Genomic DNA, 14,815 nt, shown 5'->3' on the forward strand with positions numbered 1-14,815 from the left:
TTGGGGATGCAGGGCTCATTCCGCCAGCATCAGCCGGCGCAGCTCCTCGGCCGAGCGGCCCCGGCTCTGGGGGTCGATGCGCAGGGTCCGGCGCAGCCGCAGCGGGCTCCCCCCCACCAGGATGGCGGTGTCGCAGAGGGCGGCCGCCTCGCCGGGATCGTGGGTGACCAGCAGGGTCAATCGGCCGCCGCTGAGGGCCTGCAGGGTCTTTTCACACTGGCGCTTGCAGGCCATGTCCACCCCCTTGAAGGGTTCGTCCAGCAGGAGGATGTCGCTTTCGGAGAGGAGGGCCCGCGCCAGGGCGACCCGGCGGGCCATCCCCCCGCTGAGGGAGCCAGGTAGGCTGTCCAGTTCCCCCGGCATGCAGAGGCGGCGAAGAAGGGCCTCCACCTCCTCCCGGCCCACCGGGCGGCGGGCGGCCAGGGCGATGTTTTGGTAGACGGTGTACCAGGGCAGCAGCCGGTTTTCCTGAAAGACGGCGCTGATGCGGTCGGAAAAGAGGGCGATCTCCCCCGCATCGGGCTGCAAAAACCCCTGTATCAGGTTGAGGAGGGTGGTCTTGCCACAGCCCGAGGGGCCGATGACGCCGTAGATGCCCTTGTTCTGCAAATCCAGCGAGAAGTCCCGCAGGACCTCCTTCTCCCCCAGCCGCAGGGAGACCTTTTGAAAGGATACCAACATCTATCTGCCCTCCCTCTTCCGCCAGTGCGAACCCAACCGCTCCACCAGCCAGGAAAACAGCCGCTCCATCCCCACGCTCAGGAGGATGACCACCGCCGTCCAGGCAAAGAGCTTGGGGGTCTCCAGGTAGATTTTGGCGTCGTAGAGCTGTCGGCCGATGGTGCCGCTGACCATCCCCAGCACCTCCGCCGCCACCCCCGCCTTCCAGGCCATCCCCAGGCCGGTCTTGCAGGCGGCCAGAAAATAGGGCATGGCGGAGGGCAGGTAGATGTGCCGCCAGAGGCCCACCTGGCCAAAGCCAAAGGTCCGCCCCATCTCCAGCAGCTTGCCGTCGGTCTCCACCAGCCCCTGGTAGACGTTGCCCGCCACCAAGGGGAGGACCATCAGAAAGGAGATGAAGAGGGAGAGGTGGCTGCTCTTGAGCCACACCAGCGCCAGGATGATGAAGGAGGCCACCGGCGTGGCCTTGACGATCCCCAGGGGGACGGCGAAAAAGGCCCGCAGAAAGGTGGATTTCAGCGAGAGGCAGGCCACCAGACAGCCGGCGGCCACCGCCGAGAAAAAGCCCCCCAGGATGCTCGCCAGCGAGCGCAGCACCGTCTGGTAAAAGGCGGGGTCCCCCGCCAGGGAGAGCAGTTCCCGCAGCGTCTCCCCGGGGGAGGCCACCAGCAGCGGCTTGTTCACGGCGCGGGCGGCCAAAAACCAGAGCAAGGCCCACGCCAGTACGGCGCCGACCTTGCTCGCGATGGCCCTTCTCTTTTGGTGTGGGCTAGTTGCCCGCTTTCTCGTAGTAGAGCGCGTCATCGGGAAGTTTTCCCCCTATGGATTTGGCGTCGGCTTTCAAGAGGATGTCGAAGAAACTCTTGACCGACTCCTTCATGGCGGCGCCGTCCAGGTAGACGATGTTGCAGTTGGGGATGGCCTTCTGGGCGACGTCGGCTTTCATGATGTCGTACTTTTCGGTCAGAGCGGCGGTCTCCGCCAGGTTGGTGGCGGTGTACTCGGTCGAGGCCTTGTACTCTTCCAGGAACTTCTCGACCGCCGCGGGGTTTTTCTCCAAAAATTCGGTGCGGACGATGATGCCGCCCATGGGCAGCTCCTTGTCGCCGGTGGTCTTCTTCCATTGCTCGGTGATGTCCAGGGCCACCCGCACGTCGGCGTTTTTCGAGGTGACGGTGGTGACAAAGGGCTCGGGCAGCAGGGCGATGTCGGCCTCGCCGGAGGCGATGAGGGCGGCCAGTTCGGAGTGGTCGGCCTTGTACTCGACCTTCACGTCCTCACCGACGGTCATCCCCGCCTGCTCCAGCAGGTAGTTGAGGACGTACTCGGTGGTGGAGCCCTGGCCGGAGGCGTAGATGGTCTTGCCCTTCAAGTCGGCCACGGAGTGGATGCTGTCGCCCTTTTCCAGCAGGTAGAGGACCCCCAGGGTGTTGACCGCCAGCAGCTTGACCCCGCCGTTTGTCTTCTGGTAGAGGGTGGCCGCCAGGTTGGTGGGGACGGCGGCGATGTCCACCTCGCCCGAGGAGATCTTGCCGACGATCTCGGTGGGGGCGCTGGCCAGACTGAAGGTGTACTTGTTCGCCGCCTCTCCGGCGTCGCTTTGCTCCATCAGCCGCACCATGCCAATGCCGGTGGGCCCCTTCAGCCCGGCCACGTTGATGTCCACCGACTGGTAGGTCTCGTTCGGCTCGCTGGTGCCGGCCTCTCCCTTTTCTTTTCCGCAGCCGGCGAACATGCTCAGGGTGAGCAGGGACGCCAGCGCGAGTGCCAACAGTTTCTTCATACTCGCACCTCTTCACACAAATATTTTTCTTTGCCCGAGGGCAAATGCTCTATTTTGCCGGTCGTCCCGCCCGGGGCGGGGGCCGGTAAAAATCACCGTTCGCCGCGGCGCTCACAGCACCTCTTCGGCGTGGAGGACGGTCACTGTCTTCCCCTCCTTGCGGATGAGGCCGCGGGCCTGCAGCGCCTCAAAGGCGCGGTAGAGGGAGGCGCGCCCCACCCCCAGCAGCCTTCCCAGCTCGCTGGAGTTGACCTTCTGCGGGCACCCCGCAGCCGCCTGCTGCTTAAAATAGGCATAGACCTTCCCCTCTACGCTCTGGCAGGAGTAGAGGGCGACTTTGTGGTTGAGAAAGACGATGCGGTCGGAGAGAAAGGCCAGGTAGTTTTGCAGCGTCTGGGGGCAGCGGGAGAAAAGGGCGGTCAGGTCCGCCCGACTAAAGGTGTAGAGCAGGCTCTCTTTCTGGGCGCGCACGGTGGAGACGTACTCCTCCGCCCCGCTCCAGAGCCCCGCCACCCCAAAGCAGCGGCCGGGCCCCAACACCGTCAGCAGGACGTGGTCGTTGCGGGCCTCCAACCGGCCCTGCAGCACCACCCCCAGCATGGGGGTGAACCGCTGGGGCGAGAGGACGACCTCCCCCCGCTCGCACCGCCTGATGGAGCCGCAGCCCGCGAGGGCGGCCATCGCCTCCCCCTCCGGCACGCCGGCAAAGAGAAAGCAGCCCGGCAGGACCGCGCGGATGCTCTCCTCCATTGGCTCCCCTCCTGCTCTCTGCGAATTGTCTCATTTGAAACAGTTTTGATTGTACCCTTCTGGATGAAAAAAGTCAAGCTGCAAATGGCGGGCATTGTTGAATTTTGGCGCAAAAAGACCTATACTGGGGAGGAAATACCGGAGGGCGGCCGCGCGGGCAAAAACCGCCCTCCCCTTTTTGGGAGGAGCACTATGAAACACGGCAGGATTTGGGCGGCGGTCTTGGCCTGCGCCCTTTTGTTCACCGGCTGCGCCGGGGGCGGCGACACCAGCGCCAACGCCCCCTCCACCCCGATGGAGGAGGCCTTTGCCGGCCGGGACATGACCCTCTCGGTGCGGCTGATGGCGGTGGGGGACAACCTGATCCACGACGTCATCTACCAGCAGGCGGCCGCCCGGGGCAGCGGCGGCTACCACGACTTCGGGCCGGTCTACCGGCAGATCGCCCCCATCGTGGCCAAGGCGGACATCGCCGTCATCAACCAGGAGGTGCCGGTGGCCAGCGACCTCTACCCCCTCTCCAGCTACCCGGCCTTCAACTCCCCCAAAGAGCTGGCTGGGCAGGTGGAGGGGCTGGGCTTCAACGTGGTCAGCTACGCCAACAACCACATGTACGACAAGGGCAGCGCCGGGCTGGCCGAGTCGAAAAGGGTCTTTGACGCCCTGCCCTCGGTGACGGTGGCGGGCATCTACGAGCGGGGGTCCTACGACGACATCCCCATCCGGGAGGAAAACGGCATCCGCTTCGCCTTTTTGAGCTATATGGAGATGACCAACGTGGGCTCCAGCGGCGACACCTGCGGCATCTACCTCAAGGACGAGGAGACCATCCGCCGCCAGATGGAGCTGGCCCGCCAGCAGGCGGACTTCATCGTGGTCAACGTCCACTGGGGGGCCGAGGGGTCGGACACCCCCAACGCCTATCAGAAAGAGGAGGCCCAGAAGCTGGCCGACTGGGGGGCCGACCTGATCCTGGGCCACCACCCCCACGTCCTGCAGCCCATCGCCGAGCTGACGGCCGCCGACGGGCGGCAGGTGCCGGTGATCTACTCCCTGGGCAACTTCGTCTCGGCGCAGAAAGGCAACTACAACATGGCCGGCGGCTTTTTGGACTGCACCGTGGTCCTGGACATGAAGACCGGCGAGACCCGGGTGGAGGGGCTCTCCTTCATCCCCACGGTGACCCAGTTCGGCAGCCGCTTTTCCAACCTGCACATCGTCCCCTTCGCCGACTGGAGCGAGAGCCAGGCCGCCGCCCACGGGCTGGCCGGGAACGGCTTTAGCTATCAATTCGTCAAGCGACAACTGGAAAACACCTTCGGCAATTATTTGAAGACGGGCGCCTGAGCGCCGGGGAGGCTGCCATGGGGATCATCGACTATCTGGACTACATCGGCGTTGTGGCCTTTGCCGTCTCCGGCGCCGTCACCGCCATCAAAAAGCGGATGGACTACTTCGGCATCCTGGTGCTGGCCATGGTCACGGCCATCGGCGGCGGGGTCATCCGGGACATCATCATCAAAGACGGGCTGCCCACCTTCTTTCTGCGCTACGAGTACACCCTGCTCATCTGCGCCACCACCGCCCTGGTCATCCTCACCAAAGGGCAGTTGAAGTGGGCCTTTGCCCTGGACATCTTCGACGCCTTGGGGCTGGCCACCTTCACCGTCGAGGCCGGGCTGACCGCCCTGAACATGGGGCTCAACTTCATCACCTTCAGCTTTGTCTCCCTCATCACCGCCGTGGGGGGCGGGGTGATCCGCGACGTCTTTTCCCGGGAGATCCCCCGCATCCTCCGCCAGGACGTCTACGCGGTGGCCTCCATCGCCGGCAGCACCTTCTTTTGGTTTTTGCGGCAGTGGATCCCCCTGGAGGTGGCCGCCTACATAAGCATCGGCTTCATCTTTGTGCTGCGGTTGGTTTCCATCCGCTTTCAGATGCGCATCCCCACCGTGCAGCGGGAGCGCAGAACATCGGTATCGAGGTGATTTTCCATGATCGGTTGGCTGCGGCGGACAGAGGCCACCGGCGAGCTGGTTTTGCTGGCCGTTCTCTGGGGGTACGGCTATGTGGCCGGCGCCCAGGCGCTGGAGGGCGGCCTCACCCCCTTTTTGGTGGTGTTCGCCCGCTTCCTCATCGCCTCGGTGGCCATGGCGCTGCTGGCCTGGCGGCAATTGCTGCAGATCACCGCCCTCCAACTGCGGCTGGGGGTGATCTCGGGGCTGCTCCTCTTTGTCGGCTTTGTGCTGCAGACCTTTGGCATGGCCCACACCACCCCCTCCAACAACGCCTTTCTCACCAGCACCAATGTGGCGTTCGTCCCCTTTTTTGTCTGGCTGGCAGAGCGGCATCCCCCCAAAAAGCAGGCGCTGCTGGGGGCGGCCGCCTGCATGGGGGGGGTCTGGGTCCTCACAGGGGGCGGCGCCCTTCACCTGGGGGCGGGGGACCTCTTCTCCCTGGCGGGCGCGGTGGTCTTTGCCGTGCAGATCGCCTACATCGGCCACATCTCCACCCGCATTGAAGTAAAGGTCTTTAACTTTATACAGATGCTCACCGTCACCCTGGTGTCGGGGCTCTCCTTCCTCCTCTTCGAGGCGGGTTCCCTCCCCCCCATCCAGCCCAAACTGGCGCTGGCGGGGGTCCTCTACCTGGGGGTGTTCAGCACCTGCGTCTGCTACCTGTTGCAGCTGCACGCCCAGCAGCGGGCAAGCGCCTCCAAGGCGGCCCTCATCATGTCCACCGAGGCGCTCTTCGGCACCATTTTTTCGGTGCTGCGGGGGTATGACCGGTTCAGCTGGGACCTGGTGGGGGGCGGGCTGATCATCCTCCTCTCGGTGCTGGTGGTGGAGCTGGATTTTAAGGCCCTCTTCCGGCGAAAAAGCAGGGTAAAAAAGGGGTAAAGCCGCCCGCTTTTCCTTGACTTTTGGGCCGATCCGTTTTATAATGAAAACGCAAATGAAGCGAATTGGGAGGTGAAAACAAGATGGACGCTGGCGGTAGTCGAAGTTGCACAGTTAAGCGATGCGGCGCGCGTTTTTCTGCTCTCAAGTGGTATCTGTTTTCACCCCTGCAAAACAGATAGCCTTTCTTTTGCTGTGGAAAATTGCCCTCTCTTAAAAGTGCATACCGAAACGAAAGCCATGGACATACTCAATCCAGTGGCTTTTTTTGCTGCCCTGGCGGCAAAAAGCCCCGGCGCAAAAGCCGGACTGGCGCCGTCGCAAACCGCCTTTGGCGCGGCGCCGTCTCCCCCGTTTTTCCCACTCGATCGAAAAGGAGGGTATGCAAGTGAAAGACTTTTACAAGACCTTAGAAGACCTGGGCCGCATGGTGGAGGAGAGACAGTTCTCCCAGGCCCGCACCCTGCTGCTGGACGAAAACCCGGTGGACATCGCCGAACTGTTTGAGGAGATGCCCGAGAACACCCTGGTGCTCCTCTTCCGGCTGATGCCCAAAGAGACCGCTTCAGAGGTGTTCTCCCACCTGGATTCCGATGTGCAGCAGCGCATCGTCGAGGGCGTCACCGACAAAGAGCTCGCCACCATCCTGGACGAGTTGTTTTTTGATGACACCGTCGACTTCATCGAGGAGATGCCCGCCAACCTCGTCAAGCGGGTCCTCAAAAACACCGACCCCACCACCCGCCGCCTCATCAACCAGGTCCTCAAATACCCCGAGGACTCGGCCGGCAGCCTGATGACCCTGGAGTTTATGGAGCTGAAAAAGGACGAGACGGTGGCCCAGGCCATCGTGGACATCCGCCGCAACAGCCTGGAAAAAGAGACCATCGAGACCTGCTTTGTCACCAGCGCCACCCGGGTGCTCGAGGGGACCGTCACCCTGCAAAACATCCTCACCTCCCGCGACGACACCACCATCCAGGAGATCGTGGACAAGGACATCTTCTCGGTGGGCACCACCGAGGACCAGTCGGTGGTGGCCGACCTCTTCAAAAAATACGAACTGCTCTCCATGCCGGTGGTGGACTCGGAAAACCGCCTGGTGGGGGTCATCACCATCGACGACGTGCTGGACGTCATCGAGGAGGAGAACTCCGAGGACATCTACATCATGGGCGCCGTCACCCCGTCGGAGGACAGCTATCTCAAATCCAGCGTCTTTGAGCTGGCCAAACACCGCATCCTCTGGCTGCTGGTGCTGATGATTTCCGCCTCCATCACCGGCTTCATCATCCGCCGCTTTGACGAGGTCCTCTCCTCCATGGTGCTGCTGGCCGCCTACATCCCCATGCTGATGGACACCGGCGGCAACGCCGGCTCCCAGTCGGCCACCATGATCATCCGCGGCCTCGCCCTGGGGGAGATCAAGACCCGCGACGCCTTCAAGATCATCCGCAAGGAGTTCGCCATCAGCCTGCTGGTTGGTTCGGTGCTGGCGATGGTCAACCTGGGCAAGCTGCTGCTGTTGGACCGGGTCTCCCTGATGGTGGCCGTCACCATCTGCATCAGCCTCTTTTGCACGGTGATCGTCGCCAAGATCTGCGGCGGCCTACTGCCCATCCTGGCCGAAAAGTGTAAGGTCGACCCCGCCATCATGGCAAGCCCCCTCATCACCACCATTGTGGACGCCGTCTCCCTGACCATCTACTTTGTTCTGGCTACCGCCATCCTCCACATCGGCGGGTAGATTTTCCCAATAAAATCCAAAACTGCTTCAAAAAAGACCATCTCCTTCAAGAGATGGTCTTTTTTCTGTCAAACTTCTTACATTTTCTGCGAAGATTGGACTTTTGCGACTCTTTTCGCTATACTTTTTAATATACTAAAGAGAGAGGGTGGAGAAGTTGCAGAGCATCTCTGCGGCGGCAAAGTCCGCCAGTCACGCCGAGCGGCGTTCGGGCAGATCGCCTATCAACGACCGCCCCGGCGTCTATACCCTATTTTGGATCTTCGTTGTGGCCAGCGTCCTCGGCTACATTTTGGAAATGTTGTTTTGGTATTTTCACAACGGCTACTTCGAGAGCCGCAAGGGGCTTGTCTACGGCCCTTTCTCCCAGGTGTACGGCTTTGGGGCGGTCCTCCTCACCCTGCTGCTCTACCGGCTGCGGGACAAAAATCCGCTGGTCATCTTCGGCGTCAGCGCCTTTGCCGGCGCGGCCTTTGAATATCTGTGCAGCCTGCTGCAAGAGCTGGCCCTGGGCACCGTCTCCTGGCAGTACAGCCACGCCAAGTACAACATCGGCGGCCGCACCACTTTAAAGTACGCCTTCTTCTGGGGGGTGCTGGGGCTGGTCTTCATCCGCCTTTGCTATCCCCTCCTCTGCGGCGCCATCGAGCGGTTCCCCCGAAAGTACGGCAACTGGGCCGCCGGGGCGCTGGCCGTCTTCCTCTGCTTTGACATCCTCCTCTCGGTGGCGGCCATCAAGCGCGGGACCGACCGCTCCGAGGGGCTCCCGCCCCAGACCAGTTTCGGCCAGTTTTTGGACCGCCGCTTTGACGACGCGCGGATGCGGGAGATCTACCCCAACATGAAGGTCGTGCCCAACAAATAGCGCCCCGCCTCCCCTGCCGTTTGCCAACAGGTAAAAAACACCCCCCGAACTTTCGGGGGGTGTTTTTTACTTGCTCTTCTCTTCAAATTCGTGGATGACCCGGTAAAAGGTGTTGGCGCTCATGTTGCAGAGCTTTTGTGCGTGCTGCGCCGTGATTTCCTTGCTCTTGTAGCGCCGGTAGATGTTGGGGAAATCTCTCGGGAGCGGCAATCTGGGTCTGCCGAGGGTCGTTCCCTTCTGGCGGGCGCGCTCAATGCCCTTTGCCTGAAGCTCAAGACGGCGCTGCTTTTCTCTCTTGGCCGCCTCTTCCAACAGGGCCATGATTTTGTCGGTCTTTTCTTCATCCTCCACAATTTCCAAAATTGCCTGGCGGTCAATTTCTGGGAACATGGGAGATCCCCCCCTTCGATCGGTTTTTCTGTATTTTGTGCAGCTTTCATTGCAAGTATCGGAGAATACTTTGCTCTTTTTTCTATTTAATCATAGCATTTGACCGCAAAAAAGTACAGCATTATTCTGGAAAAAGGCTGTCTTTACAAGTGCAGTTCTTTTCGTTTTATGTGCTTTTTAGCCAGCTGCCCTTCCCCTGCCCGATCGAGGGGCCAAAAGGCGAACTAGAGGTGCATCCGCCGCCGCCATTCCCGCTTCATGTTCTCCCCCTGAAAAATCAAGACCGCCGCCAGGGAGACCAGGCTGCACCCCACGCAGATGAGGGACGGGTAGAGCACCTGCACCCACCCCAACAGGATGGAGATGACCGGCAGGATGCCGAAGAGAACGCTGATGAGCAGGTAGAAGAGGAAGTCCCCCACCACCAGCCGAAAGACCTTGGCGGTGACGGCGAGGGCCGCCATGGCCGCCACGCAGATGCTGGGGACCACGTAGTCCACCGACCAGCCGTGCCAGCCGGTGAAGAGATCCCACAGCAGGCAGAAGAGGATGGCGACCGCCACCTGCCAGAGGATGTTTTTGGGGATGTTGTTGCGCTTTCTCACGGCGATGAAGAGAAAGACCCAGAGACAGCCGATCCCCCCCAGCACAAAGAGGGACCAGACCCCGCTCTGCGGCAGCAGGAGGTTGATCACCACCGAGACGATGCCCAGGACCGCCGAGGCGAAAATCAGCAGTTTGAAGAAGAACTGAAAGCGGTTGTAGACGGTGGGGATGACCGGGAACACCTCTTCATAGGGCTCCCCCTCGTCCCGCAGGACACTCTGGCAGAGGGGGCAGCGGGAGCGCTGCCCGGTGACGGTGAGCTTGCACTGTTCGCAGTATTTCACGGGCGAACCTCCTCTTCCGGGCGGTTGGTGGTGATTTCGACGGGGATCCCCATCCCCGTGAGGGATCGGAAAAAGTCCTTTTGCACATCGGTGTTGCGAAAGGCGGAGGAGAAGCTGAGGGTCAGATCCTCCCCGAAGGAGCAGAGACACAGCTGCAGGATGTTGGTGCTCACAAAGACGTCGAAGAGTCGGATGTACTGCTCGCACCCCGCGGGCATGCTCACCTTGCCGATGTTGGAGATGGAAATGGTGTGGTCGCGCTCGGCAATGGCGCCGGCAATGCGCAGGATGATGTTTTTCAGCCCCAGGGGGACCACCCGCACCAGGGCGTTGTGCTCGAGGGCCGAGTAGCCGTTCATCCGTTTGGCCAGGTTTTCGCGGGTCAGCAACTCTTCAAATTGGCGCCGGACCGAGGCCATCACGCTCTCTAAATCTCCCGGGTCCCGGCCGAAGTGGTATCCCACATTGATGGTGCAGAAGAAGTTGCGCGCCGTCTCCGAGGGGAAGTAGTTGCGCAGGTTGACCGGAACCGCCGCCACCACCGGGTGGCGCTTGCGCCGCAGCACGGCGTTTTTGTCCACCGCGCAGAGGAAGAGGGCGGTGAGGAGGATGGTCATGGTCACCCCCCGCTCCCGGGCGGCGGCCAGCACCGCCTTCACCGGCAGCACCCCCTCGATGATCTGCATCCGCCCCTCGGGCAGGCGCACCCCCCGCAGCTTGTAGACCGGCTCGCTGCGCACCTTGTTTTTGGAAGAGGTGGTGTAGTATTTCTGAAAGCTGTCCTCCGCCATCTCGGAAAAAGAGGCCCCGTGCAGCGGGGTGGGCGGGGCGGCAAACCCCTCGGGGTGGCGCAGGTAGAGGTAACGGCAGACCAGGGCGCGCAGGAATTGCAGGGCGCCGGTCCCGTCGGTGAGGGCGTGATAGACCTCCAGATTGATCCGCCGGCCGTAGTAGCTCACCTCAAAGAGGAGGCCGGGGTTGTTGGCGTCGTAGAGGTTGCTGCAGGGCAGCTCGCTCTCCAGCTGCACCAGGGGGCGCTGGCTGCTCTCTTTGAGGTAGTGCCAGAAAAAGCCCTCCCGCAGGGTGGAGCGAAAGATGGGGAAATCCTCGATGGTCTCGTCCAGCGCCTGCTGCAAGAGCACCGGGTCCACCCCTTCGCGCAGCTCACAGGCAAAGCGAAAGACCTTGGTGTCCCGCTTGCTGCTGATGGAGGGAAATATCTTGGCCGCATTGTCCAGCGGCTCCCACGCGGCGTCGCGCTGTCTTGCCGTCATCAGGCCGGACCTTCTTTCAAAAAGCGATCGATGAGGCGGTGGCACTCGGCCACCTGCTCAAAGCTGGCGGGAAGGGAGAAAAAGCCGTGCAGCCCGTCGGTGGCGCGGTGCGCCTCCACCCGCACCCCCGCCTTGGCCAGGCGGCGGCCGTACTCCTCCCCCTCGTCGCGCAGGGGGTCGTACTGGGCAGTGATGAGCAGGGTCTCGGGCTGTCCGCTCAGATCCTCTGCCAGCAGGGGGGCGAAGTAGGGGTTTTGCAGGTCCTCCTCGCTGCCCTGGTAGAGCTCCATGTACTCCTGCACCCGCTTGGAGGTGAGCAGGTAGTCGCTGCCGTTCTCCCGGACGGAGGGGAAGGGCGAGTTCTCGGTGTGGTCGTTATAGGTGGCCGGGTAGATGAGGATCTGCCGGGTGGGCATGAACTCCCCCCTGTCCTTTGCCATCAGGGAGACGGCCGCCGCCAGGTTCCCCCCGGCGCTGTCGCCGATGAGGGCGATGTCCTCCGCCCTTTCGGCAAAGACCCACTCGGGGTGCAAAAACACCTCTCTGGCCGCGGCGTAGCAGTCTTCCAGCGCGGCGGGGAACCGGTGCTCGGGGGCCAGCCGGTAGTCCACCGACATCACCAGGCGGTGGGTCTTGCGCGCCAAGTCGGTGCAGACCCGGTCGTAGCTGTCGATGTTGCCGGTGACCCAGCCGCCGCCGTGGAAGAAGAGGAGTGCCCCCTCGTTTCCAGGCAGTTCCGGGGTGTAGATGCGGGCAGGGATCTGGTGGGCCCCCACCTGGATCAGGTGGTCAAAGCTGGTGTAGAGGGGTTTTAGCAGGTGCAGGTTGGTCACATCCACCAGCCGCCGCTGCAGCTTGTAGTGCTTTTTGATGCTGATATCGGGGTAGGACAGGGCCTTGAGGGCCGCCCGCACCACGGGGTTGATGGCCATACAAATTCCCTCCTCTTTCTCTCGTGATCGCCCCCTCCACAGGGTCCTGTGCAAGGGCGCTCTGGCCGGATGCGCGGCCCGGCAGCGGGGGGCAAGGGGCAGGGCGCGGCAGCCCTCTCCCCTGTCCGTCCCCTGTCACGGCGGCCGGCCGACAGCCGCGCAGGGCGGCGGACGGCCCCCTTCCTCCGTTGTCATCCGTTGGGGTGCCGCCCCCTTTTCCCGCGCAGTCAAAGGGGGGAACGGCCCCGCCGCAACAGGAGCTCTGCCGCTATTATACCACGCCGGACGGCAGATTCCCATGCCCTCGCCCAAACTTCCCCCCTTTGACAAAAAAAGCCGCCCCAGCTATAAAAAGCTGGAGCGGCCTTGCATGACAGCGGAAAAGCCGATCTATCGGTCGGGATAGTTGCCCAAAAAGGCGAGCCGCTCCACCTGCCCCTCCAGGGAGGAGAGGAGGGCCAGGGTCTTCTCCCCGCGGACGCTGCCCTCAAAGTCCAGGTAGAAGACAAATTCAAAGCGCCGGCCGGGGATGGGGCGGGACTCGATCTTGCAGAGGTTGAGCCCCGCGGCCGCAAACCGGGCCAGGAAGGAGAAGAGCGACCCCTTTCGGTGGGGGAGAACGGCCAGGATGCTGACCCGGTCCGCCTGGGGCAGGATCACCGGCTCCTTGGCCACGGCGATGAAGCGGGTGCGGTTGCCGCTGGCGTCCTCGATCCCCTGCTCCAAAACCTGCAGGTCATAGAGCTGGGCGCAGAGGGCAGAGGCGATGGCCGCCTTGGCGCGGTCCCCCTCCCCCTTCACGTACTTGGCCGCGGCCGCCGTGTTGGAAAAGGAGCTGCTCTCCCAGCCGGGGTGGGCCGCCAGGTAGTGCCGGCACTGGCCCAGCGCCTGGGGGTGGGAGTAGACCTGCCGCACCCCGTCGAGCGCCGCGCCCTGGGGGGCCAGCAGACAGTGCTCGATGGGGAGGGAGGTGGCGTCGACGATGAAAAACCGGTGTTCCCCCAAGAGGGTGTAAACGTCCAGCACCGAGCCGGCGGTGGAGTTCTCGATGGGCAGGACCCCCACGTCCACCCGGCCCTCTTCCACCGCCTCAAAGACATCGGCAAATTCGGGGTAGAAGGAGACTTCGCCGCCGGGGTAGAGGGTCCGGCAGGCCTGGTGGGTAAAGGCCCCCTCCACCCCGGGGCAGGCCACCTGGGGCGCGCTCCCCCATCGGGGGGCCTGGGGGGCGGCGGCAATCAGCCGCGCCAGCTCTCCTCCACCGGCCCCTCCCTGCCCGCAGCAGCCCAGCAGGGCGGTGTAGAGCTCTGCCGCCATCTCCCGGGCGGCGGCTGCGGAACTGCCGGTCTCTTCGGCCGCCGCCCGGGCCAGGGCCTCGAGGGCCTCCTCGGCCGGCCTCACAGGGTCTTGCCGCAGAAGTCCACCGTGCGGCCGATTTCCCCCATCACCCCGTCAAACTGGTCGGGGGTGAGGGACTGCGCCCCGTCCGAGAGGGCGTGGCCGGGGTCGTTGTGCACCTCGATGATCAGGCCGTCGGCCCCGGCCACAATGGCAGCCTTGGAGAGGGGCTCCACCAGCCAGGTGATGCCGGTTGCGTGGCTGGGGTCCACCACCACCGGCAGGTGGGAGACCCGCTTGAGGATGGGGACCGCCGAGATGTCGAGGGTGTTTCTGGTGTAGCTCTCAAAGGTGCGGATGCCCCGCTCGCAGAGGATGACGTTGTGGTTGCCCCCGGCCATGATGTACTCGGCGCTCATCAGCAGTTCCTCGATGGTGTTGGCCAGTCCCCGCTTGAGGAGGATGGGCTTGTCGCAGTGGCCCAGCTCCTTGAGCAGCTCGAAGTTCTGCATGTTGCGGGCCCCCACCTGGATCACGTCCACATCGGCAAAGAGGTCCAGGTGCGCCAGGCTCATGATCTCGGTGACGATGGGCAGCCCGGTGACCTGCCGGGCGCGGCGCAGCAGATCCAGCCCCTCGGCCTTGAGCCCCTGGAAGGAGTAGGGCGAGGTGCGGGGCTTGAAGGCGCCCCCCCGCAGGGCGGTGGCCCCGGCGGCCTTGACCCGCCTTGCCACCTCGATGATCTGCTCCTCGCTCTCCACCGAGCAGGGGCCGGCGATCACCGAGAACTGGGTGCCGCCAATGGTCCTGTCCCCCGCCACTGTGACCACCGTGTCGTCGGGGTGGAACTTGCGGTTGGCGTTTTTGTAGGGCTCCTGCACCCGCTTGACCGTCTCCACCACGTCTTTGGAGCTGACCAAATCGATGTCGATGGCGGAGGTGTCCCCCACCAGCCCCAAAATGGTGGTCTGCGCGCCGTACACCGCGCTCACCTGCACCTCTGCCTGCTGCTGGATCCAGTTGGTGAACTCCTCGATCTGGGTCTTGGTGACCCCCTGTTTCAAGATGACGACCATCTCTCTCTTCCTCCCTATTTCTGCAAACAAAAACGCCCCTGGCAGGTTGCCAGAAGCGTTCACTGTTTAAAATTGCCCGAAAAGCCGGGACCTCTAAACGGTTCGCATCGTCTGACACACTGCCCGATCCACGCCAAAAAAGCTCGAGCTAAAAAAGAAGCCCAAGCTGCTAAAGCGGAAAAAGCGGTG

Annotated in this window: 15 protein-coding genes; 5 read left to right on the plus strand and 10 right to left on the minus strand. The window is 63.1% G+C overall.

Annotated elements, in window-relative coordinates; all coding sequences use genetic code 11:
- Nucleotides 1-15: 15 nt before the first annotated feature.
- The 4 genes from GT748_RS07615 to GT748_RS07630 form a co-directional block, all read right to left on the minus strand.
- Entirely contained in the window at nt 16-681 is a 666-nt protein-coding gene (locus GT748_RS07615) for an ATP-binding cassette domain-containing protein (RefSeq protein WP_021659916.1), read from the minus strand.
- A complete protein-coding gene (locus tag GT748_RS07620; protein WP_161213409.1) occupies nt 682-1,365 on the minus strand; it encodes an ABC transporter permease in 684 nt (227 codons plus the stop codon). It lies immediately after the preceding gene.
- Between the two features lie 85 nt (nt 1,366-1,450).
- Complete coding sequence (locus tag GT748_RS07625) at nt 1,451-2,464, minus strand: ABC transporter substrate-binding protein (RefSeq protein ID WP_021659918.1); 1,014 nt, start codon at nt 2,462-2,464, stop codon at nt 1,451-1,453.
- Nucleotides 2,465-2,575: 111 nt separating this feature from the next.
- The gene (locus tag GT748_RS07630) at nt 2,576-3,214 is read right to left on the minus strand and encodes a Crp/Fnr family transcriptional regulator (RefSeq protein WP_021659919.1); all 639 of its coding nucleotides are present in this window, start codon (nt 3,212-3,214) and stop codon (nt 2,576-2,578) included.
- A 192-nt stretch (nt 3,215-3,406) separates the two neighbouring features.
- Here GT748_RS07630 and GT748_RS07635 point away from each other — a divergent pair, with 192 nt between their 5' ends.
- The 5 genes from GT748_RS07635 to GT748_RS07655 all read left to right on the plus strand — a co-directional run bounded on the left by GT748_RS07635 (nt 3,407) and on the right by GT748_RS07655 (nt 8,726).
- The gene (locus GT748_RS07635) at nt 3,407-4,561 is read left to right on the plus strand and encodes a CapA family protein (protein ID WP_044992824.1); all 1,155 of its coding nucleotides are present in this window, start codon (nt 3,407-3,409) and stop codon (nt 4,559-4,561) included.
- A 17-nt stretch (nt 4,562-4,578) separates the two neighbouring features.
- A complete protein-coding gene (locus tag GT748_RS07640) occupies nt 4,579-5,202 on the plus strand; it encodes a trimeric intracellular cation channel family protein (protein WP_021659921.1) in 624 nt (207 codons plus the stop codon).
- 6 nt (nt 5,203-5,208) lie between these two features.
- Entirely contained in the window at nt 5,209-6,114 is a 906-nt protein-coding gene (locus tag GT748_RS07645) for a DMT family transporter (protein ID WP_161222329.1), read from the plus strand.
- Nucleotides 6,115-6,541: 427 nt separating this feature from the next.
- Complete coding sequence (gene mgtE / locus GT748_RS07650) at nt 6,542-7,861, plus strand: magnesium transporter (RefSeq protein ID WP_243148066.1); 1,320 nt, start codon at nt 6,542-6,544, stop codon at nt 7,859-7,861.
- 148 nt (nt 7,862-8,009) lie between these two features.
- Complete coding sequence (locus GT748_RS07655) at nt 8,010-8,726, plus strand: putative ABC transporter permease (protein ID WP_021659925.1); 717 nt, start codon at nt 8,010-8,012, stop codon at nt 8,724-8,726.
- 66 nt (nt 8,727-8,792) lie between these two features.
- On the opposite strand, the gene GT748_RS07660 is transcribed toward GT748_RS07655, so the two are convergent.
- From GT748_RS07660 to aroF, 6 genes are all read right to left on the minus strand, one after another.
- Complete coding sequence (locus GT748_RS07660) at nt 8,793-9,116, minus strand: hypothetical protein (RefSeq protein WP_021659926.1); 324 nt, start codon at nt 9,114-9,116, stop codon at nt 8,793-8,795.
- A 224-nt stretch (nt 9,117-9,340) separates the two neighbouring features.
- Complete coding sequence (locus tag GT748_RS07665; RefSeq protein WP_021659927.1) at nt 9,341-10,006, minus strand: DUF6320 domain-containing protein; 666 nt, start codon at nt 10,004-10,006, stop codon at nt 9,341-9,343.
- Nucleotides 10,003-11,280, minus strand: coding sequence for a hypothetical protein (locus tag GT748_RS07670; protein ID WP_021659928.1), 1,278 nt, complete (start codon nt 11,278-11,280; stop codon nt 10,003-10,005). The genes GT748_RS07665 and GT748_RS07670 overlap by 4 nt, the downstream gene beginning before the upstream one ends.
- On the minus strand, nt 11,280-12,212 hold the full coding sequence (locus tag GT748_RS07675) for an alpha/beta hydrolase (RefSeq protein ID WP_021659929.1): 933 nt from the start codon (nt 12,210-12,212) through the stop codon (nt 11,280-11,282). Before GT748_RS07675 ends, GT748_RS07670 begins: the two co-directional genes overlap by 1 nt.
- Nucleotides 12,213-12,602: 390 nt before the next feature.
- A complete protein-coding gene (locus GT748_RS07680; protein WP_021659931.1) occupies nt 12,603-13,613 on the minus strand; it encodes a prephenate dehydratase in 1,011 nt (336 codons plus the stop codon).
- A complete protein-coding gene (gene aroF, locus GT748_RS07685) occupies nt 13,610-14,626 on the minus strand; it encodes a 3-deoxy-7-phosphoheptulonate synthase (protein WP_059005037.1) in 1,017 nt (338 codons plus the stop codon). The genes GT748_RS07680 and aroF overlap by 4 nt, the downstream gene beginning before the upstream one ends.
- Nucleotides 14,627-14,815: the final 189 nt, after the last annotated feature.

This window comes from Bittarella massiliensis (ex Durand et al. 2017) (assembly GCF_009876955.1).
Lineage (GTDB): Bacteria > Bacillota > Clostridia > Oscillospirales > Ruminococcaceae > Bittarella > Bittarella massiliensis.